This window comes from Tardiphaga sp. 37S4 (genome assembly GCF_021044645.1).
Lineage (GTDB): Bacteria > Pseudomonadota > Alphaproteobacteria > Rhizobiales > Xanthobacteraceae > Tardiphaga > Tardiphaga robiniae.
Genome location: NZ_CP088008.1, coordinates 3,085,945 through 3,108,790 on the forward strand (window position 1 = coordinate 3,085,945; position 22,846 = coordinate 3,108,790).

The 22,846-nt window shown below is 62.6% G+C and carries 24 protein-coding genes; 11 read left to right on the forward strand and 13 right to left on the reverse strand.

Going from position 1 to position 22,846, the window contains the following annotated elements; genetic code table 11:
* Positions 1-103: 103 nt before the first annotated feature.
* Positions 104-1,237: a helix-turn-helix transcriptional regulator gene (locus LPB73_RS15035; RefSeq protein WP_231077356.1), complete on the reverse strand. Its 1,134-nt coding sequence runs from the start codon at positions 1,235-1,237 to the stop codon at positions 104-106.
* Positions 1,238-1,479: 242 nt separating this feature from the next.
* On the opposite strand from LPB73_RS15035, the gene LPB73_RS15040 reads away from it, so the two are divergent.
* Positions 1,480-2,301: an outer membrane protein gene (locus LPB73_RS15040; protein ID WP_231077357.1), complete on the forward strand. Its 822-nt coding sequence runs from the start codon at positions 1,480-1,482 to the stop codon at positions 2,299-2,301.
* Between the two features lie 133 nt (positions 2,302-2,434).
* Positions 2,435-3,415: a sterol desaturase family protein gene (locus LPB73_RS15045; protein ID WP_231077358.1), complete on the forward strand. Its 981-nt coding sequence runs from the start codon at positions 2,435-2,437 to the stop codon at positions 3,413-3,415.
* Between the two features lie 32 nt (positions 3,416-3,447).
* On the opposite strand, the gene LPB73_RS15050 is transcribed toward LPB73_RS15045, so the two are convergent.
* Both LPB73_RS15050 and LPB73_RS15055 read right to left on the reverse strand, forming a co-directional pair.
* Positions 3,448-4,239 (reverse strand): hypothetical protein, encoded by a 792-nt coding sequence (locus LPB73_RS15050; protein ID WP_231077359.1) that lies wholly within the window; start codon positions 4,237-4,239, stop codon positions 3,448-3,450.
* 16 nt (positions 4,240-4,255) lie between these two features.
* Positions 4,256-4,462, reverse strand: coding sequence for a hypothetical protein (locus LPB73_RS15055; protein WP_068730489.1), 207 nt, complete (start codon positions 4,460-4,462; stop codon positions 4,256-4,258).
* A 174-nt stretch (positions 4,463-4,636) separates the two neighbouring features.
* Between LPB73_RS15055 and LPB73_RS15060 the strand changes: the two genes are divergently transcribed.
* Positions 4,637-5,614 (forward strand): class I SAM-dependent methyltransferase, encoded by a 978-nt coding sequence (locus tag LPB73_RS15060; RefSeq protein WP_231077360.1) that lies wholly within the window; start codon positions 4,637-4,639, stop codon positions 5,612-5,614.
* Positions 5,615-5,720: 106 nt separating this feature from the next.
* The gene (locus tag LPB73_RS15065; RefSeq protein WP_231077361.1) at positions 5,721-6,695 is read left to right on the forward strand and encodes a DUF2336 domain-containing protein; all 975 of its coding nucleotides are present in this window, start codon (positions 5,721-5,723) and stop codon (positions 6,693-6,695) included.
* Here the strand turns inward: LPB73_RS15065 and LPB73_RS15070 are convergent.
* The gene (locus LPB73_RS15070) at positions 6,692-7,039 is read right to left on the reverse strand and encodes a DUF1491 family protein (protein ID WP_175367485.1); all 348 of its coding nucleotides are present in this window, start codon (positions 7,037-7,039) and stop codon (positions 6,692-6,694) included. The two genes, LPB73_RS15065 and LPB73_RS15070, sit on opposite strands and share 4 nt — an antisense overlap.
* A gap of 141 nt (positions 7,040-7,180) precedes the next feature.
* On the opposite strand from LPB73_RS15070, the gene LPB73_RS15075 reads away from it, so the two are divergent.
* Entirely contained in the window at positions 7,181-7,615 is a 435-nt protein-coding gene (locus tag LPB73_RS15075; protein WP_120290804.1) for a type II toxin-antitoxin system RelE/ParE family toxin, read from the forward strand.
* Complete coding sequence (locus LPB73_RS15080; RefSeq protein WP_089267016.1) at positions 7,548-7,871, forward strand: helix-turn-helix domain-containing protein; 324 nt, start codon at positions 7,548-7,550, stop codon at positions 7,869-7,871. The genes LPB73_RS15075 and LPB73_RS15080 overlap by 68 nt, the downstream gene beginning before the upstream one ends.
* A gap of 31 nt (positions 7,872-7,902) precedes the next feature.
* On the opposite strand, the gene LPB73_RS15085 is transcribed toward LPB73_RS15080, so the two are convergent.
* Both LPB73_RS15085 and LPB73_RS15090 read right to left on the reverse strand, forming a co-directional pair.
* On the reverse strand, positions 7,903-8,631 hold the full coding sequence (locus tag LPB73_RS15085; protein ID WP_231077362.1) for a peptidoglycan-binding domain-containing protein: 729 nt from the start codon (positions 8,629-8,631) through the stop codon (positions 7,903-7,905).
* Positions 8,624-10,468 (reverse strand): PAS domain-containing sensor histidine kinase, encoded by a 1,845-nt coding sequence (locus LPB73_RS15090; protein WP_231077363.1) that lies wholly within the window; start codon positions 10,466-10,468, stop codon positions 8,624-8,626. Before LPB73_RS15090 ends, LPB73_RS15085 begins: the two co-directional genes overlap by 8 nt.
* 408 nt (positions 10,469-10,876) lie before the next feature.
* Between LPB73_RS15090 and LPB73_RS15095 the strand changes: the two genes are divergently transcribed.
* On the forward strand, positions 10,877-11,266 hold the full coding sequence (locus LPB73_RS15095; RefSeq protein WP_231077364.1) for a DUF5330 domain-containing protein: 390 nt from the start codon (positions 10,877-10,879) through the stop codon (positions 11,264-11,266).
* 92 nt (positions 11,267-11,358) lie between these two features.
* The gene (locus LPB73_RS15100) at positions 11,359-11,802 is read left to right on the forward strand and encodes a SufE family protein (RefSeq protein WP_068734257.1); all 444 of its coding nucleotides are present in this window, start codon (positions 11,359-11,361) and stop codon (positions 11,800-11,802) included.
* Between the two features lie 63 nt (positions 11,803-11,865).
* On the opposite strand, the gene thrS is transcribed toward LPB73_RS15100, so the two are convergent.
* The 4 genes from thrS to LPB73_RS15120 all read right to left on the reverse strand — a co-directional run bounded on the left by thrS (position 11,866) and on the right by LPB73_RS15120 (position 15,978).
* Positions 11,866-13,077, reverse strand: coding sequence for a threonine--tRNA ligase (gene thrS / locus LPB73_RS15105; protein WP_231077365.1), 1,212 nt, complete (start codon positions 13,075-13,077; stop codon positions 11,866-11,868).
* Between the two features lie 323 nt (positions 13,078-13,400).
* Positions 13,401-13,997: a DUF6456 domain-containing protein gene (locus LPB73_RS15110; RefSeq protein WP_231077366.1), complete on the reverse strand. Its 597-nt coding sequence runs from the start codon at positions 13,995-13,997 to the stop codon at positions 13,401-13,403.
* Positions 13,998-14,537: 540 nt separating this feature from the next.
* Positions 14,538-14,951: a MucR family transcriptional regulator gene (locus tag LPB73_RS15115; protein ID WP_089267012.1), complete on the reverse strand. Its 414-nt coding sequence runs from the start codon at positions 14,949-14,951 to the stop codon at positions 14,538-14,540.
* 163 nt (positions 14,952-15,114) lie between these two features.
* Positions 15,115-15,978 carry a hypothetical protein gene (locus LPB73_RS15120; RefSeq protein WP_231077367.1) on the reverse strand — a complete coding sequence of 288 codons (864 nt, stop codon included), beginning with the start codon at positions 15,976-15,978 and terminating at the stop codon, positions 15,115-15,117.
* A gap of 352 nt (positions 15,979-16,330) precedes the next feature.
* Here LPB73_RS15120 and LPB73_RS15125 point away from each other — a divergent pair, with 352 nt between their 5' ends.
* Positions 16,331-17,980 (forward strand): glycosyltransferase family 39 protein, encoded by a 1,650-nt coding sequence (locus LPB73_RS15125; RefSeq protein WP_231077368.1) that lies wholly within the window; start codon positions 16,331-16,333, stop codon positions 17,978-17,980.
* A gap of 143 nt (positions 17,981-18,123) precedes the next feature.
* On the opposite strand, the gene LPB73_RS15130 is transcribed toward LPB73_RS15125, so the two are convergent.
* On the reverse strand, positions 18,124-18,837 hold the full coding sequence (locus tag LPB73_RS15130; protein ID WP_175367494.1) for a DNA helicase: 714 nt from the start codon (positions 18,835-18,837) through the stop codon (positions 18,124-18,126).
* A 227-nt stretch (positions 18,838-19,064) separates the two neighbouring features.
* Here LPB73_RS15130 and bla point away from each other — a divergent pair, with 227 nt between their 5' ends.
* Positions 19,065-19,934 carry a class A beta-lactamase gene (gene bla / locus LPB73_RS15135; RefSeq protein WP_175367495.1) on the forward strand — a complete coding sequence of 290 codons (870 nt, stop codon included), beginning with the start codon at positions 19,065-19,067 and terminating at the stop codon, positions 19,932-19,934.
* Here bla and LPB73_RS15140 read toward each other — a convergent pair.
* Positions 19,894-20,850 carry a DMT family transporter gene (locus LPB73_RS15140; RefSeq protein WP_175367496.1) on the reverse strand — a complete coding sequence of 319 codons (957 nt, stop codon included), beginning with the start codon at positions 20,848-20,850 and terminating at the stop codon, positions 19,894-19,896. The two genes, bla and LPB73_RS15140, sit on opposite strands and share 41 nt — an antisense overlap.
* 109 nt (positions 20,851-20,959) lie before the next feature.
* On the opposite strand from LPB73_RS15140, the gene LPB73_RS15145 reads away from it, so the two are divergent.
* Positions 20,960-22,456 carry a PLP-dependent aminotransferase family protein gene (locus LPB73_RS15145; RefSeq protein ID WP_231077369.1) on the forward strand — a complete coding sequence of 499 codons (1,497 nt, stop codon included), beginning with the start codon at positions 20,960-20,962 and terminating at the stop codon, positions 22,454-22,456.
* Between the two features lie 7 nt (positions 22,457-22,463).
* On the opposite strand, the gene LPB73_RS15150 is transcribed toward LPB73_RS15145, so the two are convergent.
* Positions 22,464-22,838, reverse strand: a complete 375-nt coding sequence (locus LPB73_RS15150) for a nuclear transport factor 2 family protein (RefSeq protein ID WP_231077370.1) — start codon at positions 22,836-22,838, stop codon at positions 22,464-22,466.
* Between the last annotated feature and the right edge of the window lie 8 nt (positions 22,839-22,846).

Consider the following 22,846-nt stretch of genomic DNA (forward strand, 5'->3'; position numbering starts at 1 on the left):
TAAGCGATCGTCATCGTAGGATGGGTAGAGCGTCTTCGCGAAACCCATCATGTCGTCGTGTGTATATGATGGGTTTCGCTGCGCTCTACCCATCCTACGTGCGCTATCCCGTTGCCAGCGGCGTGCCGATATCCGCCACGAGCTTCACGAGATCGGCCTGCCGTGACCTGCCGGTCTTGGCGTAGATCCGGTTAAGATGTGTCTTCAGCGTATTCTCTGAGATCCCAAGCAAAGTAGCAGTCTGGGATGGGTTGAGCCCCTTTCCGGCGCTCACGAGCACGCGCGCTTCGGCGGGCGTGAGCTCGAACAGCGTCGTCAACACGGCTTCCGGCATTGGAGAGGCCGAGGTCGTTGTCGAGACGAAGACGGCCGCACATGCGGGGCGGAAAGCGGCACGCGCCGTACCAGCAGTCAAAGGCAGGACATAGGCGACAGCGGGCGGTTGTCCTGCCGCCGACACCGGCAAGCCAATGCCTTTAGCGCCGAGCGAGAGATCCGATGCAGCGCTTGCGATCGCCTGCAGCAAGGCATCGCCCATTAATGCGTTCTGTGCCTGAATGGTTCGCCCCTGACGCAGGATCGGACCATCAGTTGCGAACATGCGTTCGGCACTTGCATTGGCATGGAGCACCGATCCGACCGCGTCGGTCAGCACGACGGGCACTGCAAGATTCTCGAGGGATTCGCGAAACAGATGCGCCGTCACGCGCACGTCATCGAGCAGGTCGCTGATCATCGCAGCCCTGCGCAAATGCGGAGACAGCAAGGTCAGAAACCGTTGATCCTCGGCAGATACGGCAGCCTTGTCCGCCCAGGTGGTGCAGCCGAGTAGACCGATGCGATCCGGCGTATGAACGAATTTGACAATGCACCCCTCCCGCAATCCCTGCGGTCCGGCCCAATTGCGAAAGAACGCGGTCTGCTGCAATTCACTTTCGGGCATCAGCGAGAGCGTGGATACGGGCGTATCGATATCGCCGACCACCGCAGCTTTCAGGCCCGGAATATCATCGAAACTGTAGTCCTGCAGCGCGCGCATGCGCTCGGCATCCCAGGGCGATTGGGCAGCAAACCGGCCGTGATTGTCCGACGTGCCGGCGAGTGCGATCGTGGTGTAGGCCGCGTCCATCGTCTGCGTGATGCGGGTGAGAACGCTCGACCATCCCTCACGGTTCAGAACGCAGTCGTAGATATCGCCGATGATTGAAGAGAGTACGTCATTGTCGACAACGTCCATGAACATTCCAAATCCGTGATTGCGCGCGCTCTGGTGTGGCAGGGCGAGATCGAAGTCAATTTCCGGACGCGCACACGCAGCATATTTTACCACATCATACTTCGGGGTGACGACACGGAATCCTGCAGCGCTTAGCAGTAGCGATGGCGACTCTGGGCTGTTCGGAGGGCGCATATGGGGGCCTGCTTGCCTGATCGCCCCCGCATGTCTGGAAGTCTCGTCTCGAAGTGCTGGAGAACTCAATGTCGAAATCTGCCAAACTGGCCTGCGCGATCGGCTGCGTATTGTTTGCGTCAACGCCCGCGCTAACCGCGGACAATCTCGCTCAACCGCACTACAAGGCGGCAGTGTCCCCACAAATAGTGACATGGACAGGCGCCTATATCGGCGCCACCTTGGGCTATGGCTGGACCGAAAGTGCGTCCACCATTACGGCCATCGACACGATCATCACGCCATTTTTCCTGTCGCAGGGCACGATGCCCCGGTCGCTCAATTCCCGCTTCGATGGATTCATCGGTGGCGCTGAAATCGGCTACAATTGGCAGATCGACCGTTGGGTAACAGGTCTGGAAACAGACTTGTCCTATTCGAAAATGGGCGCGGGCGTCACCTATTACGCCCCGGAGATTGGTGCCAATCCGGAAACCCTGACCAGCCATAACACCGAGCTGAGCTGGTTTGGTACCGCGCGTGCACGATTGGGCTATCTGGTAACACCGGAGACATTGTTCTTCGCTACCGGCGGTCTGGCCTACGGCCACGTGAAAGTCTCGTCCACTCTTGTGCCGGAGCCGACATTTCCATGTGCCCGGAACGCTCTCTGCTCCGCAGGGTCTGCATCGGAGACACGGATCGGTTGGGCGATCGGCGGCGGCGTGGAATCGAAGATCGCATCGAACTGGACCGCGAAGGTCGAATATCTGCATTTCGATCTCGGAACGATCAGCGATACGAGCTTGAGCAAGGCCACCTTCGCGGCTTGGCCAGGAAAACCGATCATGGGCGTTAATTCGAACGTCACAGGCAATATCGTCCGCATCGGCGTGAATTATCAGCTGTAAGACGACCTCGGCGTGACGTTTTTCCGCATGGAAAACATCCAGGGAGCCCTCTGGCGTAATCTGCCTGCAATCTCCCGCAGCGAAGCTCCGCATCCATCGTCGACCCACGAATCGGCGCGAATGCGGGGCCTCCATGCAACACGACCAAGAGCCGTCCGATACGGCCGCCAACTATTTCCTGTCCCTGATCTGGTGGCCGCTGCTGTATTTCGGCGCACTGGCGGGCGCGTGGGTTGCCTTCGCGAGCAACGCACCAATCCTCTGGTTCAATATCGTCTATGCCGCGCTTCTGCTGACGATTGTGCTGCTCGAACGCATGACGCCGCATCGCGCCGAGTGGCTGGAGCATGATGGCGAAACGCTGAATGACCTCGGTCACACGTTGCTGACCAAGGGGGCGGCGCAACTGGCCGTCGCGGCGACCTCGATTGTGCCGATGGCGGTGGCGACCGTAACGCGCGCGGACGATCATGCCTCGCATCTGTGGCCGACACAGTGGCCGCTGATCGCGCAGGTCGTGCTCGCGCTGGTGATTGCCGAATTCGGGCTCTACTGGTCACACCGGATCGCGCATGAAAACCTGTTCTTCTGGCGCTTCCATGCGCTTCATCACAGCGTGGTCCGGCTCTGGGTGGTGAACACAGGACGCTTCCATGTGATCGACTCGCTGATCAAGATGGCGCTCAGCCAGGCACCGCTCTACCTGCTCGATGCGCCGCTGCCGGTGTTCCTGTGGGTCGGCGCGGTGACTGCGATCACCGGCCTGCTCACCCATTGCAATGTGGAGACGCGCACGGCGCTGTTCGATCCGATCTTTGCGACGCCAAAACTGCATCGCTGGCATCATTCGAAGACGCTGAAGGAAGGCAACAGCAACTATTGCGAGAACATCATGGTGTGGGACCATGTGTTCGGCACCTATCTCAATCCCGCCAAGGCGTCGCCGGATCGGCTCGGCATCAGCGGCAAGGTTGCACCGGATTTTCTGGGACAGATCGTGCAGCCGTTTTCGCGCAAGGGCGCGCGGCAGATTCTTGGCCGCCAGACCGTGCCGGACGATCAGGTGAAGCCAGTGGAAACGTCCGACGCCGTAGCGCGGATCAGCGAAGCGTAGTCCGCCCCGCGCTTCCAGCCCTACACGTCCAACTATCCGCCGACCTGGAGCACCTTGCCGGGGCGAACCGGCGTGAGGCTGCCGGCCATGGCCGTGGTCTGCGCCGCCAACTCGCCGATCAGCATATCAGCGCTGGACGCCATGCCATCGGGGGCGTGGATCACCATCCGTTCCAGCGCCCACTTATAGGACGATACCCGGCGCTGCAGGCATTGCTCGACCCACTGCACGATCAGCGCGTTCTCATCCATGCGCGCGATGGCGTCGGCGCGCTCCTTCGGCTCCAGCGCCGACACCAGCTTCAGGCTGGCATTGCGTTTGCGATCAAGCTCAACGACTTTCGCAGCCGTCGCATAGAAGGCTTCGAAGCGCAGGATGTCGTCGCGCGCGTCGTCCATCAGCACGCTGTAGCGCGACGTATGCGAGCGATGTGGCTCGTCGATCAGCAGCCGACCATAGGCCGCGCGATCGAAGGTGACGTTCTGCCGCCATGGCGACGCGATCGGCTTGTAGTCGCCGAACACACTCTTCCAGAGAGGGCGCGAATGCGGCGGCTCGATCAGCGGATAAGCGAGATCGCGCATCTGGCGTTCGAGATCGGTGAGCTGGAATTCCGACGACTTCAGGCCGACGCTGCCGGTGGCCTCGACGCCGATCCAGCGATGCATGTCGTCGGTCACCGCATTGTTGCGGGTACGGCCGAAATCGCCACCGGCGCAGCCGCCGAGCGTGCTGCCGATCAAGGTCGCAAGTATGAAACACGGCGCAAGAAACGACGTCTTGCGCCGAAGCCGTATCCGGTTCGGATGGGATATCGCCGACATCAGAATAAGTCCGGGGTCAGGAACGGGCGCGGCGCTTGCGGCGGCGCCCCGGCGCAGTGCCCTCTTCCGGGCCGCTGCCACCATTGCTGTCGTCGATCTGACGCTCGATTCGGATCACCGGCAGGATCAGGATTTCTGCGGAGGTTTCGCGGGGAGACGGCGCCACATTCACGCCCAGCCGTCGCGCTGCCGCATCCGCCGGGAACTTGATGATGGTGCTCATTATCCAGTCTCTCCGCGCCGCTTCGCCCGTTTTGCCGACGCACCGTCATTAAGGACAGTCATGGTTAATGGCGTGTTAACGCCGCCATGCCGCCATATGCTGGCCGCCTTGAGGAACATGATTGGGCGTCGCAGCATTGACCAAAAGTGGAATGGTATAGGGGCGCATTTTTTCATGAGCGATATCGTTGGAACCCTGATGGAATGCTCCCATTCTACGGACTGGAAATTCCGCATGCGCTGCCCGCGCTGCGGCTCGTCGATCTCCGACATTCAGACCAAGCCGTCCTGCGTGAACTATAACTGCGACTACAGTGATGCCGGATTCCCGGTTGTCGATGGGCAGCCGGTACTCATTGACTTCGAGTCCAGCGTGTTCGACCGCCGCTTGTATCATCGCGACAATGGCTCGGTGATGCCGCGGGATGTCGCCGGCCAATCGATCGGTACGCGCCTGCATCGCTTCACGTTTGGTGAAAATCCTGTCGCGGCCAAGAACTGCGAGAAATTCCTCGACCTTCTCAAGCAGGAAACTGCGAGACCCGTCGTGCTCGTTGTCGGCGGTGGCACCGTCGGCTCCGGTGCGGACTGCCTCTATGATGATCCGGATGTCGAAGTCGTCGGAACCGACGTGTTCTCCACCGACAACACCGCGCTGGTCGCCGACGCGCACAGACTGCCATTCGAGGACGCGACCTTTGACGGCGTCTGGATTCAGGCTGTGCTCGAACACGTTCTGGAGCCGGCCACCGTCGCGGCCGAAATCCATCGGGTGCTGCGCCAGAACGGCATTGTCTATGCCGAGACGCCCTTCATGCAGCAGGTGCACGAACGCGCCTACGACTTCTCGCGCTTCACCCAGAGCGGACATCGCTGGCTGTTCAAGAAATTCACCGAGATCGACGCCGGCGCCGTCAGCGGCGCTGGTATCGGCCTGCTCTGGTCGATCCGGTATTTTTCACGCACGCTGGGCGCCGGCGACAAATTCTCGCGCCTCTTCACCCTGCCATTCTTCTGGCTGCGCTACTTCGATCGCCTCGGCCGCTCGCGTGCCCGCGCCGACGCGGCGTCAGGCGTGTATTTCATGGGCCGCCGGGCCGAACGGGCCATCAGGCCTCGCGAGATGCCGCGCTACTACAACGCCCAGGCCTAAAGCGACTCGTCGGAATCAGATCTGCCTCGGCCAGAGGCCCATGGTTAAACACATATTAATGCGTCCGCGATAATTTGAGGCAAGGTTCCCTTAGTAAGCGTATGCCATGCCTGCCTCACCTCCAATGTTTCCGGGCTTTGACGGATTGCTGACGCTCTCGCGTCGCGAAGGTGTGGACGTGCGACCGACCTTGCTGCGCGTGCTGACGGATCTTTATGTCCAGGCACCGAACCATACGATCGACGAAGAGAAGCAGTTCGTCGAACTCACCGCGCGCCTGATCGATCAGGTCGACGACGCCACCCGCGCTGCGGTGCGCGCGCGGCTGTCGATCTATCCGAACACCCCGCGCGCGATCCTCAACCGGCTCAATCTGCGCCCGACCGAACCCGGCCAATCGGTGCCGCTCGCGCAGCCCATTTCCGCCGCAGAATCTCCCGCCCCGATCGCGAAGCAGCCGAGCGAAGCGCAGATGCGTGTCGCCGCCAATATGGCCATGGCGCCCAGGGACGCGTCCGAAATCAGTACGCTATTCTTTGCCGCATCGAGCAGCGAGCGTGCGCAGATCCTGCATAACCTCGCTGAAACGCCGCTGCGATCCTCCGCCCGGATCCCGCAAGCGCGCGCCGCCCGCGCCATGCATATCCTCGAAATGGCCGCCTTCGCCGAAGACCGCGACAACTTCGCACGCGAGCTGAGCGAAGCCCTGATGCTGCCTGCCGCCATTGCCGAACAGGTCGTGAGCGACCCCGGCGGCGAGCCGCTTGCCTGCTGCGCCAAGGCGCTCGGCATGAAGAGCGACATCTTCCAGCGCGTGCTGCTGTTCCTCAATCCGGAATTCGGCACCTCGGTGACGAACGTCTACCGGATCGCGCGCATGTATGACGTGCTGAGCGAACGCTCGGCACTGATCATGGTGGCCGCCTGGCGCGGCGCGCATATGGCAGCGACGCGCGCCAAGTTCCGCCCTGCGCTCTATGACGACGAACGCCAGCGCGCGCGGCCAAGCGCGCCGCAGGCACGACCGGGCGTTCAGCCAGGCGAGGATATCACGCGCATCAGAAATTCGCCGGGGCGCTAGCCCTTCGCCAATTCGAGAAAATGCCGTCCAGCCTTGTCCTCGGTCTCGACGATCCAGACGTCGGGATCGAACGAGATCTCCTTCTGCAAGCGCTCTTCGATCTTGCGTTCTTCGACGGGCTGCGGCGGCGAGGCTGCGAAGACGCGGTCGACAGGGCGGCTCTCGTCATAGGCGCTTTGCGGCGCCGGCGTGTAGAGCATCGCGGTGCCATCCAGCAGCGCGACCTTCACGAATACGGCGCCCGCCTCCTCTGCACCACGACGGCGCACGGCGCCGAACACGCCTTCGGTCTGGCAACGGCGCAGATAGGCTGCGACCCAAATGGCTGACTTCAATCGTGACATCTGAGCCCTTGATTACTCCGGAGAACGAGATTGCGAGGTGACTTCGAGACCGAGGACCAAGCCCGAAATGCGCAATTGACGCGACGCCCGTTTATAGTATTATGACTATAACGCGCAACGTCGCCCGGCATCAATATCAGAATGTCACCCACCGACACACCCTTGGAATTCGTAGGGTCGTCGAAAGACGATCTTTCGGAGTTTCCGGTGCCCGTGAAGGTATGCATTGGTTTTGCTCTGCGTGCGGCCCAGAAAGGCAAGAAGCACCCGGATGCGAAGCCTTTAAAAGGCTTCCACGGCGCAGGCGTTGTGGAGATCGTCTCTGATTTTGATGGCGATACATTTCGCGCGGTCTACACCATCAAACTGAAGGGCATGGTCTACGTTCTCCACGCGTTTCAGAAGAAGTCGAAATCCGGGATCCAGACCCCTAAGACCGAGATTGACCTGATCAAATCCCGTCTAAAAGACGCAATGGCGCTTTACGAAGAAGCCATGGAGAGCAGCAATGAAAAAGCCAGCAAGCACAAAGAGCAGCGGCAACGTATTCGCCGACCTCGGCCTGCCAAACGCTGATGAGCATCTCATCAAGGCAGAGATCGTTCTCGGCATTGCCGCACGCATCAAAAGCAAAGGGCTAACTCAGGCACAGGCGTCCAAGCTGATTGGCCTTGCCCAGCCCGACGTCTCCAAGCTGCTGCGCGGGCAGTTCAGCGGCTACTCTTATGAGCGCCTGTTTGGATTTCTCGTTGCCCTCGGCGAGCGCGTCAAAATCGAGGTGTCGGACGCGAAGACGAAGAAGCAGGCACGCGTCGAACTCGAAATGTCGTGAACCGCATCGCCGGGCCAGCAGCCCGGCAGCGCTAGTCGATCGCGCGGCCGGTGACAGTGGCGAGTTCGCGCACCATGCGATCGGACACCTGGCCGGTGACCGGCAGCTTGCGCTCACGCTCGAAGCGCTGGATCGCAGCCGCAGTGTCCGAGCCGACATTGCCGGTCGGCTTGAGCTGACCGTAGCCGTATTCGGTGAGCGCACGCTGAACAGCGGCGACGCGGCGCGTATTGGTGATGAGGTCGCCGAGCGGATCGGTGCGGGTTGCATTCGGGATCGCCGCCGGCGGGCGTGCCACGGCGCCCGTGGTCGCCGGTGACGCCGGTGGTGCCGGCGCCTTCAGGAGATTGCCGACCGGATCGGCCGCGCGCTGCTCGACGGGTTTGGCGGCGAGTGACGGCTTCGGCTCATTGGCGCTGTTGACCGGCTTGGAATCCAGCATGCGGGAATCGAGCTTGGTGTCCGGCGAAGCAGCATCCAGCGGACGCGGCTTGGGCAGCGGATTGGCGACCTGCGCCGGTGCCGGAAACGCAACGACGGTGCTCGAACCGAACATCGGCGACGGATGATGGCCCTTCTGCAGGAAGATCGCATTGGCGATGATGGCGCTGACCGCCGCGAACGCGATCAACCCGGCGACCATGTCCTTCGGGCTGTGCAGCAGCACGCGCAGGACGATGCCGCGCTCCGCGGGCTCGTCGACGATGGCGACGGCGCGGCCGCGTTTGGACTTGGTCGCTTTGGAACTGGCTTTAGGCACTCTTCTTCACCTGATGGGCTTGGTCGGACGGCGCGGTGCGCGCCGCGGGATTCAAGATCGCGATATTGCTGACGTGTTCAGCCTGCGGCGTGAACTCCAGCGGCAGCGCGATTGTGATGGTGGTGCCTTCGTCGATCCGGCTCTGCACCTGCATCTCGCCACCATGCATGCCGACAAGGCTCTTCACAATGGACAGGCCGAGCCCGGTGCCCTCATGGCGCCGCTGATAGGTTTTGCCGGCCTGGAAGAACGGATCGCCGATGCGCGCGAGATCGTCCGATGCAATGCCGACGCCGGTATCGCTGACGCGCAGCATCAAGCGCGATCCTTCGACGCCCGCTGCCACGGTGACACTGCCGCCGCGCTCGGTGAACTTGATGGCATTGGATACGAGGTTGAGCAGGATTTGCCGGAATGCACGCGGATCGCCGTTGACCTCAGGCAGATCCTTCGGCGCATCGGTGATGAGATCGATGCCGTTCTCGCGCGCCTTCAGCGCCAGCAGATTGCAACAATTGATCAGCGCCGGACGTGGCGCGAAGGGCTCAGGCGAAATCTCGAAATTGCCGGATTCCAGCTTCGACATGTCGAGGATGCCGTTGACGACCGAGAGCAGGTGCTGGCCGGAATCGTTGATCAGCTGGGCATACTCCTTGCGCCTGGTCGCATCGAGCATCATCAGCTCTTCCTGCACCAGCATATCCGAGAAGCCGATAATGGCATTCAGTGGCGTGCGCAGCTCGTGGCTCATGGTGGCGAGGAAGCGCGTCTTCGACGCATCGGCGCGCTCGGCTTCGATGCGGGCCTGTGCCAATGCCTCTTCCTGGAGTTTGCGGTCGGTAACATCTCGCAGCACGGCCACAACTTCTGCATCGGCATTGACCGGCATCGACGTATCGACGTCCTGCTCCATTGGGCGGCAACGCATTTCAACCCAGATGAATTCGGCGCCAGACGGGCGCATGCGATCATTGCCGCGCACGACATCGCGGCGCAGGCGGAATTCGACGGAGCGGGCTTCGCCGCCGCGTGCGGCGTCGGACAGAGCCGTGAGATAGGCCGGGCGATCCGCGACATGGACGCGATCGAACAGGCCATGGCCGAGCAGCCGCTGCGCCGGAGCGCCGACCAGTGCTTCAGCCGCCGGCGAAATGAACTGCACGGCGCCATTGTGACGATGACGCGAGATCACGTCGCTCATATTGCGCGCCAGCAGGCGATAGCGGTCTTCCTCGACATAGAGCAGCGAGACGCTGGTGCGCGCCAGCGACTCCGCGCCGAAGGCCAGACCTGCTGCATAAATGGTGGCGGAGGCAATACCAAAGCCCATGAAGACGCCGTGGCCGGCGACACCAGCTTCGGATGCGGGCAACCAGTCAAGGCTGGTCAGCGCGATGAGAATGCCGACGCAGGACAGCGCCAGCGCCGATGCAAAGGCAACGATACGGCGCGAAGCCGAGAGTGCCGCCTCGATCGGCACCACGACAAGCCAGATCGCGGCGAACGAATTGATGCCACCGGTGGAGATCGCCATCATCATCACGAGGCCGGCGAGTGCGACGGACGACAGCACCTGTGCGCTTTCATAGCGGCCGGTACGCGACAGAAAATATGAGCAGAGGATCGGCGCCATCAGCCAGGCGAAAGCCGCGACCTCGATCGCGTTCGGCGCGCCGCGCAGCGCGAGATAGACAGGAAAAGCCGCAAAGGCCGCAAGGCTGCCGAGCAGACGCGGCGCTATGAATGCGCGATGACGCGCACTCGTCAGCGCATCGTAGCGCACTGAAGGGTGCAGCATGGCATCAAGGCAGTCGCGGATGATGGTCGATACTGTCACTGGTCTCGCTTCGGCTTGATCGTCAATTCAGACGCGCCGAAACGCCTCCTTTTATCGTTGCGCCAACGTGTCAGAGCGACATTAAGCGAACACTAAAGTGACCGCCGCGTTCGCCATGCCTAACGTGTAAGTGCTGATTTAAGAGGAGTTTTCGCGTTTCCATTCGACAACGATGGTGAACGAGTAGTTTCCATCGCCGCGTCCATATGGTTTCGAAAGTGTGCATCCCCAACATCGTGTCGGAAAACGCACGAACAGCTCATCAATGGAAAATTTACGCCAAACCGAATGAAGCGAATTTTCGTCGATTTAACCGCATCGCAAATACTTGCAATTTATCGACTGCTGCTAACTTCGATCCCAATTGCGACAAATCGCAACGGTTCGAAGAGACTAACGGGGTTCGCGATGTTCTTCCTGCTTCGCATGGCATTCTGGCTCGGGCTCGTGCTCGTGCTGCTGCCGAGGGACAAGACGCCGGAATCGGACAAGCTGCCGCAGATCGGCGCGTCCGATGCGGTATCGGCTGCGAGTGCGGCGATGTCCGACATGGCTCAATTCTGCAAGCGCCAGCCGGCCACCTGCGAAGTCGGCGGCCATGCGGCCACCGTGATCGGCGAACGTGCAAAGGACGGCGCGAAGAAAATCTACCAGATCATCACCGAGAAGAAGCCGGATACTACCGGCTCCATCGGTGGCGAAGGTGAAAACCAGGGGACGATCGCCATGGTCAAACCCGACACGCTCACCCAGGACGACCTCGCCGCCGAATGGCAGCCACCCACCGCTGCTCCCTAAACGGCTGATTGCGGCGGATAATTACCGCAAACGGCGGTCGCTTTCGGCGCTGTTCGTCCCTATATAGGGCCTGACATTGCTTGCAGGCCCCGATGACCACGATTGACGATATCCGCGATAATTTCGAGCTACTCGAGGACTGGGACGACCGCTACCGGTACGTCATCGAACTCGGGCGCAGCCTCACGCCGATGCCGGATGAGGAACATTCCTCCGCCAATAAGGTCAATGGCTGCGCGAGCCAGGTCTGGCTGTCGCGCCAGGTCGCTCGCGACCACGGCACGCCGGTGCTCAGCTATCTCGGCGACAGCGACGCGCATATCGTTCGCGGGCTGATCGCGATCCTGCTGACGCTGTATTCGGGCCGCAAGGCCGAGGACATTCTGGCCACCGACGCCATCAAGGTGTTCGACGAACTCGGCTTCAAGGAACACCTCACACCGCAGCGCTCCAACGGCCTGCGCGCCATGGTCGAGCGCATCCGCCGGGACGCCACCGAGACCCTGGCAGATGCGAACCAGGGCGTGACCCCATAGGCTCGAGCGGCCGCGGGTGCTGCGCCAACTCTCCGCCAGGGATCGAGCGCAGCTGAGGCCCGTTTACCGGCCTTCAGCCCCAAGCGCGCCCGACCGCGCCCTCGCCTGCAACCGGGACACCGCCTCGGCCAGAGGAACGTCGGCCTGTGAGCCGTCGCGCTCGCGCAGGCTCACCCGGCCGTCCCTCATCTCGCGCCCGCCGACGATCGCCATCACCGGCACCGCCATGTCGTGCGCTGCCACGATGCGCCGTGAAAGCGTATCGGCGCCGTTATAGGCAACAGCCCGGATCCCCGCATCCTCGAACGCCGCCACGACATCCGCGCCGTATCCGGCCTGGTCTTTCGAGATCGGCGCAACGGCGACCTGATCCGGCGACAACCAGAAAGGAAGCACGCCGCCGTGGTGCTCGAGCAGGATCGCGATCATGCGGCCAAGCGATCCGAAGATGGCATGGTGGATCATCAGGGGCCTTGCGCGGCTGCCGTCGGCGGCGATGTAGGACGCGTCGAGCCGCTGCGGGAGAACGCTGTCGAGCTGCACCGTGCCGCACTGCCAGGATCGTCCCAGCCGGTCGCGCAACGCGAATTCCAGCTTCGGTCCGTAGAACGCGCCTTCGCCAGGATTGATTTGAGGCGCGAGGCTGCAGCGCCGCGCGGCATCGCCGAGCTTCGCCTCCGACCAGTCCCACGTCGCGTCGTCGCCGGCGCGCACCGGTGGCCGCGTCGACAGCGCCACTTCGTAGTCGGGAAAGCCGAGGTCGCGATACACCTCGCCCAGCAAAGCGATGAAGCGCGCGACTTCGTCCTCCACGTCCTGCTCGCGGCAGAACACATGCGCATCGTCCTGCTCGAAGGCGCGCGTTCGCATAATGCCGTGGAGCGAACCGGACGGCTCGTTGCGGTGGCAAGCGCCAAACTCGGCATAGCGGATTGGAAGCTCTCGCCACGAGCGCAGACCCTTGTTGAAGATCTGCACGTGGCAGGGGCATGACATCGGCTTCAGTGCCATCGTCTGCTCGCCGTCATCGACCCGGAACATGTGCTCGCGGAATTTGTCCCAGTGGCCGCTGCGGCTCCAGAAGTCCTTTGGCAGCAGCTGTGGCGTTTGGACCTCGGCATAGCCGGCTGTGCGCATTTTGCGCCGGAGATAGTCCTCCAGCACCCGGTAGATCGCGTAGCCGCGCGGATGCCAGAACACCATGCCCGGCGCATCGTCCTGCAGGTGCCAGAGTTTGAGTTGTACGCCGAGATTTCTATGGTCGAGATCGTCCATGGCTGTGTTCCTTACGAGGGGAAAAAGCGCGGACGGGGATCATCAGAAACAGAAAAGGCCCCGTCCGTCGCCGGCGGGGCCTTTTCTGGGTGAAGTACGCTTGTCTCTAGCGCGCGCGACCAGAAGGCGATCCGCCGTGAGCGGTCGCCGTGGTGGTCAATGCAGCTGATCGAAGCTTGTTCATGCGCTGTATATGGCGGCAAAACGCGCATGCGTCAACGAAAGCTGCTTGGCGTCGCGGGCCTGTGAGCGCGGCCACCGACCTCCCCGTCGTCAGGCTCGCATCCATCCGCACTCGGCTGCCTACGATCGACTCCGCGTTCCTAGCTCTTGAACGCCGCATCATCCGCGAGCCAGGTTCGCACTTTCGATGGCTGTCCCCTGACCTCACTGGCGAAGCCGTAGTGCCGCGCGAGGCGATCCAGCGCGAGTTGCAGCACGATCTTGGCGGAGCGCGCCGGCCAGTTGCGTTCGCGCTCGATGTCTTCGAGGCCACGCAGAAAACAGCACACATCCATCAGAACCCCTGAAAATTCGGGCCCGCAAGCCTCCAGCGCCTGACTGACGCGCTGGCGCGCTGTCATCATGATATCCGTCATCTCGCCGGGACTGCTGCCGGCCCCGCGTGGTCGGCCGCCGGTCGGCGCGGCCCAGTTCGCTGTCATGCACGGCGCCATGTTGCCGCGCGTGAAATCGGCGCGCAGCTTTTCGCCGGCGATGAACTGATGCGGGCTGATCATGCTGCGGCCATCGCGGCCCTTGCGCCGGGCCAGCCAGCCGAGCGGGCTTTCACTGTCATTGACGAGAACGCTGGCGACGCCGTCCTCGGTGAGGATCTGTCGCGTCTCCAGCGACAGATGCTGCGCGCGATGGTGATCGACGCGGTCGGGATGCCTGGTGGTGCTGCGGGACGTTTTCATCGTGAGCGACTCCATTTAGGATAATAAGCTCACATCCAGAATGGCCCGGCAAGCAGAATTTTAGACTTTATTCCTTCCTGGGCTTTTATTCAAAAGAACCAGTGCCTTCGCACGATCGCTCAAAGCCGCGGCGTTGAGAAAGCGGGTTTCCGGCGGCGACCGCGATTGATCCGCGGCCGGCGCGCGCGAAGAGTTCATCGCAGTCTTCGGCCACGACCTGCGGGCAAAGCCCACCCCTGTCGTCCGACAGATCACGTCCAGAATTCGCGGCACGGCATCGATGCGCGGGATGGCCTCAACGTCCGCTTGAAAGTCTCCCGTCATACTCGCCAAGTTCACGTATCGCCTGCCTGTGGTGTCACACACCAATTGCGCGTGGCGGGAGATGTATCCCGCATCCCGACGTAGAACTTTCTTCGTCTCCGATTTGTTCTATATTGGTTCCTGCGGATGGAACCTGACTTTATTGCTTAGCTTTACTTGTGCGGATTACTTGCGGGATCACTCGCCCAGATCGCTTGCTCAGGTCACCTGTTCAGGTCACTTGCGCCGGCGGCGCTGCTGACCCAGCCCCATTTTCTTGGCGAGCTGCGAACGCGCCACCGCATAGTTCGGCGCGACCATCGGATAGTCGGCCGGCAGGCCCCATTTCTCGCGATACTGTTCCGGCGTCATCGCGTACTGCGTGCGCAGATGGCGCTTCAACGACTTGAAGCGTTTTCCGTCCTCGAGACAGACCAGATATTCGGCGGTCATCGATTTCTTGACGGACACCGCCGGTTTGGCCGGCTCCGCTGCGACCTCCGGCCGGCCGTTCGACACCCGCACCAGGGCAGCGTGAACCTGACCGATCAGCGCCGGCAGTTCTGACGCCGGTGTTGGATTGTGACCGACATAGGCCGACACGATCGTCGCCGTGAGATCGATGAAGCTCTTGCCGGCGATGTCGTTCATGATCCGTCGTCTTTCAAGGATTGGAGCCGCACTTTACTTGACAATCATGCGGGCATTACAGCCACGAGGGCAATAACAACGTATAGCGCGCCGATTTCATTCTGCGCGCAAGATTAGTCGAGATCAGCTGAAAGTGACCGCCAACGGAAATGGCTGAGCGGCGTCAGCCCCTGTTGTCGAGATGCTCACGCAACTCGTCGATCGAGGCGAAGCGCATCATGCCTTCGGGCATCTGCGCCTCGATGGAGCCGTCGGAATACAGCGAATAGGCCATGCCATCGACGACCCCCGATTTCAGCACGGTGACGTCCGGTGCTTGCGGCGGCTCTTCAGCCGGCGTCGGCGGAACGTAGCGATCCGGGATCAGCGCGGCATCGGGCAGCTTGTCGCTTGGCGAGGACGAGGTACGGGCGGCGCGGCGGATCGCGTCGGAGCGCGACCGATCCGGCTGCGGCCAGGCATCCTCGAAACTCTTCGGCTGCTCGGCGGGCGCCTCCGGCGTTGGCATGGCCGCCTCGAATGCGGCAGCTGCCTCGGCCCTCTCCCGCTCCCGGCGCGACGACTGGAACAGCAGATTGCGGCGCTTCGGCTCCTCAGGCACCGGTGCCTCGGCGGCAGCGGACGCAAGCCGCTCGCGGTCGCGCAGCACTTCGTCCTGCCATGGGGGAACACCTGGCTCCGGAACGGCAGGTCGCGCAGCCGGCTGGTCGCGGCTGAACAGCGGGCCCGACGCGGGCGCGTCATCCGCCTCCTCTGCGTCCTCCCCCGGAACCGGCGGCAACTTCAGTTCCCGGCGCGGCAGCCGGGGCGACGGAACCGGTTCATCGATCTCGCCCTGCGGCCCAAACTTCTTCAGCTCGCCGACGGCGAGCGCCATGCTCACCATGATCAGGCCGGTGCAGGCGCCGACCGTTCCAGTCAGGATCAGGGTATTGCCGAAGCCGAATTCCTTGACCGGAATGCCGAAGCCGATCGCGGCAAGGCCCGCCAGAATGACCCCGATCCCGGCAATCAGCAGCAATTTCATAGTCTTCGAACTCCTCGACGGACCACTCGCGAGTCTCGTCATGGGTGCCACGATAGCGTCATATTGCGTGCACCGCCAAACGGCATTTTGCGTTCATCCCTTGTACATCGGCCTGGTGGTAAGTTTTGGGAGAGTTTTCTTCCACCGGAGACAACAGGTTTGGGACAGCCGACGCCGATCTATCCCTAAACGGTAAAGCTTTTACCTTGTCCTGTTTGTTGCAACGCATTAAGAAACTTCAGCCACAATTCTCAATTACTTCAAAAGAGAAGTGCGCTATATCGATGCCGGGGAAACGAGGCTCAAAGAGCGCTAAAGCCGAGCCATTGGGGACACCGGGTTATCCATCGCCATGTCATCGATTACGACTGCGGCCATCGACACGCCAGTAAGGCGCTCGGTGGAACGGACGTGTGACGACCTCGCCATCCTGGCGCTTGTCGTTGTCAGTATCGTCGCAAGCTTCACGTTCCGGGACTATGGTCTCGGATGGGACGACTATACTCACGCTGAATATGCAGATCTTCTATTGAAGATGTACGGGTCGGGCTTCACCGACACCGGCGCTTTGTCGTTTGCAAATCTCTACATGTATGGCGGCGGCTTCGATATGGCGGCCGCGCTGCTGCACAAGATCATCCCGCTGGAGCTGTTCGAGACGCGACGCCTGCTCGGCGCGATCGTCGGCGTCATCGGCCTCGGCGTCACCTGGCGCCTCGGCCGCCGTGTCGCCGGCCCCGTGGGCGGCCTCGCCACGCTGCTGCTGCTGGCGCTGTGCCCGACCTTCTACGGCCATATGTTCATGAACCCGAAGGATGCGCCTTTCGCCGTAGCGATGGTCATCCTGATGCTCGGGCTGGTGCGCCTTGCGCAGGAATATCCGAACCCGTCGCCGCGTACGGTCCTGATCCTCGGCGTCGGCGCCGGCTGCGCGATCGGCTGCCGCATTCTCGCCGGCCTCACGCTGATCTACGCAGTGATCGGTTTCATGCCTCTGTGGATCGAGGATGTCCGCACCAATGGCATGCGCGAGAGCGTGCATCGCTTGCTGCATGTCCTTTACGTGCTGCTGCCCGGCCTCGCTTTCGGCTATTTGATCATGGGCCTGATCTGGCCGTGGTCGATTCTCGAGCCCGCCAATCCGCTGCGCGCCCTAGGCTACTTCTCTCACTTCTTCGAGAAACCGTGGAAGGAGATGTTCGACGGCGCGATGATCTCGGTGCCGGACATGCCGTGGTCCTATTTGCCGACGCTGTTCGCGCTGCAGCTTCCGGAAGTGCTGCTCAGCCTCACCTTCGGCGGCATCGCGCTGACCATCATGTCGCTGTCGCGCGACACCGTGCCCGCGCGTCGCAAGACCATCCTGTTGATGCTGACCTTTGCCGCCACTCTGCCGCTGGTGATCGCCATGGTGAAGCGCCCGGCGCTGTATAACGGCATCCGGCATTTCATCTTCGTGCTCCCACCGATGGCCGTGCTCGGCGGCGCGGCTTTCGCGGCGCTGATGGACTGGCTGCGCGTCAATCATCGCGGCGCGCAAGCGGCTGCCGTCGCCGTGTTCTCCTTCGGCCTGATGCTGCCGACGGCCGAGATGATCCGGCTGCATCCGTATCAGTACACCCACTTCAACTACATCGCCGGCACCGTTCGCCAGGCCGATGCGCTGTACATGCTGGACTATTGGGGCCTTGCGCTGAAGCAGGCCTCCGATGCGCTGCGCGAGCAGATCATTGAGCGCCAGGAAAGCCCGCCGGTCGGCCGCAAGTGGAAGGTCGCCGTGTGCGGCCCGCAGCGTCCGGCACAGGTCGCGCTCGGTCCCGACTTCACCATCGGCTGGGACAGCCAGTCGGCCGACTTTGCGATGACGCTTGGCGAGTTCTACTGCAAGGGCCTCACCGCCCCTGTGATTGCCGAGATCAAGCGCGACGACGTCGTCTTCGCCAAGGTCTACGACATCCGCGGCAGCAGCATTTCGAGCCTGCTCGCGATCCCCGCGCCGTAAAATTCTGCGTTAGTACTAAGTTCCAAGTTTTCGTCATGCCCGGCCTTGTGCCGGGCATCCACGTCTTGGCGACATGAAAGGCGTGGATGGCCGGGACAAGCCCGGCCATGACGACTCTTGTTGTTCATGGCCCGCGTCGTTGACTAACGCGCCGCCTGAAACCTGATGTCGCCGTTGTTCAGAAAACACGTCTTGCTGAACAGGCCGAGATCGACAGGATTCGGCAACCGGACGTCGTCCAGATCAGGACATGGCTTCACAGCCGGATCGTAGGACCGGTGGATCTGCGAGATGAAGACGAAGATCAGCCCGCGTTCCCTCGCGAATGACTGCAGCGCGCGCACCTGCACCATCAATGCCGGGTTCTCGCGTTTCTGATCGAGCAGTTGCAGATAGTCGATCACCACAAGCGTGCCGCGCGGCGCGTCCGCCAGTTTCCGGGCGACGTAGTCCGCGCAGATGTCGTCGGAATTATCGAATGCGAACAGCGTATCGAAACGCCCCCGCTCCACGCCGATGGCACTGAAACGGTCCAGCACGTCCTTTTCGCCGTATTCCAGCGAAAAGAACACGCTGCGATGGCCGGATTGCATCGCCTCCACGGCGAGCTTCAGGCTCATCAGCGTCTTGCCATGGCCCGGGCGCGCGCCGACCAGCACGAGATCACCAGGAGACAGTTGCTCGAACAGTTTCGCGGCAGGTGTCACCGAAGACATCCGCGCCACCAGCAGGCTCCAGGCAGCAAAGCCTTCTCGCACGGCGATCCGGTCGAGTGCCTCGTGCAGCGGAATGTTATCGGCGCGGGAGAGAAGCCTGGCCTTGCGCTTCAATTGATAAACAGGCGCAGAAAGACGCATTGTGAGAACCTCCTGGTGCGAGCGTTGTCACAACCCCTCCTTATGCTTGATGCTCGAACAGTTGGTTCGGTGATCAGAGAGCCCGGTATGATCGATACTTTCCCGCTGGAGGGGGGAGGCGTGGGCCGCGCCAGAATCAGAGTGTAGCGCAATCCCCTTCCCCGCGAAATTGCGGACTTCCAATCGCCCGCCATCAATTCTCCCTCTTCGCCCGCGAATGACACGCCATGATGATCAATCGACGAACATTGCTGGCGGCTGCGCCGGCGCTCATGGCGTGGCCGGCCTTTGCCAAGGAAACGGCAAAGGACGCGCCGGCAGCGTTGCAAGCCTATGAACGCGACACCGGCGGGCGGATCGGCGTCTATGCCGAAAACCTCAAGACGGGCGCAAAGATCGCGTGGCGCGCCCATGAGCGCTTCGTGATGTGCAGCACGTTCAAGGCCTCGCTCGCCGCCTGCGTTCTCGCCCGCATCGACCGCGGCGAAGACAAGCCCGATCAGATGATTGCCTATGCCGCTGCAGACCTTCTGCAATATGCACCGGTCGCGCGCGACAATCTTGCCAAGGGCGCGCTCTCGGTCGCCGACATGTGCAAGGCCATCGTCGAACTCAGCGACAACACCTGCGCCAACATGCTGCTGGCGCGCGTCGGCGGTCCGGCCGCCCTCACCGCCTTCTGGACCAAGACCGGCGACGGCGTCTCGCGCCTCGATCACAACGAGCCGCTATTGAACCGGTCGCGTCCCGGCAATCCGCAGGACACGACCACGCCTGCCGCGATGGCCGGCAACGTCAAACGCTTCGTCACCGGCAATGTGCTGACGCCCACGTCGCGCGATCAGCTCACCGACTGGATGGTGAACTGCAAGACCGGCGACAAGCGCCTGCGCGCCGGGTTGCCGAAGACATGGAAGATCGGGGACAAGACCGGCAATAACGGCAAGGACGCCGCCGGCGACATCGCCGTGACTTGGCCGAAGCCGGACCAGCCCGTCGTCATCGCCGCCTATACGCAGGGCGGCACGCCGACGACTCCGCAATTGGAGACGGTGTTCACGGCGATTGGCGAGATGGTCGGGCGGCAACTGGGATAGGCTGCGTCGTCGGCACAACATCTGGCTTCCGGCGCGACATCGTTCCGATGACGATCCCGCCAAGGATCATGGCCATCGCTGCGATCAGCGACAGCTCGATCGCCTCGCCCAGCACCAGCGCGGAAATCGCAACGCCCATTACCGGCGTTGCCAGCAGACCGAGCGACGTAATGGTCGCCGGCAGGCTGCGGTTGATGATCACCATCGCCCAATGCGCCAGCGCCGTGCCGAAGATCCCGCCGAACAGCAATGCGCCGACGAGTTCGCGCGTCCAGGCGATATCGGGGACGCCTTCGCGGATCAGCGCCAGCGATGTCAGCAGCACGCTCGCGAGCAGCGCCTGCCAGAACACGAGTTGAAACGGCTCGGAGATCCAGCGGTGGCCGCGGACATAGACGATATTCGCCGCCCAGCACAAAGCCGCGAGCAACAGCAGCCCGCTGCCGATCAGCGCGTTGCCGTTGCTCCAGTCGAACGCCGACGGGTTGAACATGACCGCGATGCCGGCAAGCCCGAGCACGATGCCCGCGAGACGTTCTCGCGGAACGGGTTCGCGCAGCAGCAACCACGCGGCGGGCGCGACCCAGAGCGGCGTGGTGTAGCCGAGGACGATGGAGCGCCCGACCGGCACGAATTGCAGGCCGAAGGCAACGAGCACCGAGAATAGGCCCATATGCAGCACCGCGACACTGACGATCACAGGCATGTCGCCGCGCCGCGGCACGATGAATTGCCGGCGCGCCAGCGTAATCGCCGCAAGAGCGAGCGTGGCAACGATCGCGCGGATCGCCACCGACCACAGCGGCGAAATGTGCTGCACCAGAAATTTCGTCAGCGTCCAGTTCAGCCCCCACATGGTCACGACGACGGCAAACAAAAGCAGCGCCGTGCGGCGCGACAGGGGATATTCGGACATGGCTTCATCTCACGGCTTCGGTGCATGGCGCACTCGACAGACCGAGGACACTAGGTTTTACTGGCCCCAATCAAAGATCCATTCCAGTAAAAATGACTGAGCCAGTTTAATGGGCGACATTCTCGCAGGGCTGATCGATATCGCTCGCGGATCCGCGAGCGGCGAGACGTTGACGCGGCAGCTCTATGATCAGCTCCGTGCGGCGATCCTGAGCGGCGCGCTGCCGCCGGGCCATCGCCTGCCGTCGAGCCGCGACTGCGCGCAGCAGCTCGGCCTCGCCCGCAACACCGTCTCGTCCGTCATCGATCAGTTGGCCATGGAAGGCTATCTCGACGTCGCGCAGGGACGACGCCCGACGGTCGCCGCCGCTGAGCGCAAGGCGTTGCTGACCGGGCCCAACATTGCCGGCAAGACGCCGAAGCCGCTCGGCCTGTCGCGCTGGGCCGAGCGCGTGCAGAAGTCGGATTGGCCGTTCATCAACAAAGGGCGGCCACTGCTGTTGGCCCCGGCGCTGGCAGATGCGCGGCTGTTTCCCCACGACATCTGGGCGCGCTGCCTGCGCCGCGCGGCGCGACGCGGATCGACCGGCGATCCCGCCATCAATCGCGCCTCGTTGCGCAACGCCCTGCTCCGCCATCTCATCGCCTATCGCGGCGTGCGGGCCGAGGCACGACAGATCATCCTGATGCCATCGGCGCAGTCTGCGCTTGAACTCATCGCGCGCGTGTTACTCGATGCCGGCGATCTCGCCTGGGTCGAAAGCCCCGGCTATGGCGGCGCATATGCGGCGCTCAATGCGGCCGGCGCGACCATGCGCGGCATTTCGCTGGATGGCAGCGGCCTCTCCATCAAAGGCCGGCGCGATCGCCCGCGGCTGATCTTCGTGACCCCGTCGCATCAGCACCCCACCGGACGGCTGATGCCTGTGAGCCGGCGGCAGCAATTGCTTGCATTTGCCAATGACATCGGGGCTGCCATCGTCGAGGACGACTATGACAGCGAATTCCACTATGACGGCCGCCCCGTCGCCGCCCTGCAAGGCCTCGATGACAGCGGCCGCGTGTTCTATGTGGGCACGTTCTCGAAACCGATGTTCGCGGATGTGCGCAGCGGCTACGCCATCGTGCCGCCGGATCTTGCCGACCTGTTCGAAAAGGCGCAGCGCCACGGCAGCCATATCGTGCCGGCGCCGGTGCAGGATGCGCTGGCCGAATTCATCGACGACGGTCACTTCGCGGCGCATATCCGCAAGATGACGCGTGTCTATCGCAGCAGGCGCGATCACCTGCTGCAGGCACTGCAAGTTCATGCCGGCGATCACCTGACGATCGAACCGCCCGCCGGCGGCATGCAGTTGCTCGCCCATCTCGATCTCGATCGCGACGACCGCGCCATTTCGGCACGACTTGCCGAGCTCGGCGTGACCGGCCGCCCGCTATCGATGTATTTCACCGGACCTGTGGCCGGCCAGGGATTGTTCATGGGCTTTTCCGCCTGGAACGAACAGGAGATCGACAAGGCCGCCGCCATCGTCGGACAGGTGCTGCGCGCCACCGCCACGCCGCGCGGCCGCTCCGGCAAGGCACCGAAGCGGCCGAAGGGCTGACGCGTTCCTATGCAGCCGCGAGCTTTTTCTCGACGGCCAGCGCCGCCGGCAGCGGTCGCCACAGCACCGTCATTTCCTGTATGAGGCCGGCATCGTTCACACGCCAGTAGTCGACGCCATCCAGTTGTTCCGTGCCGACGGTGATCCCGAAGAAGGCAGACACGTGTTCGGGCCCCTGCAGCACTTCGCGGAAATCGAAACTGTCGACGACACCCAGCAGCGCCGTCACCACCGGGCGGATCGCAGCCTTGCCCTTGAACGGCTCGGCCGCGAGCGGCGTCTTCAGCACGATGTCGTCGGCCATATGCGAGAGCATGGCATCGAGGTTCTTGCTCTGCATCGCTGCGGTGAAGGCGTGGATATGGGTGAGGTTCATGGTCATGATCCTTT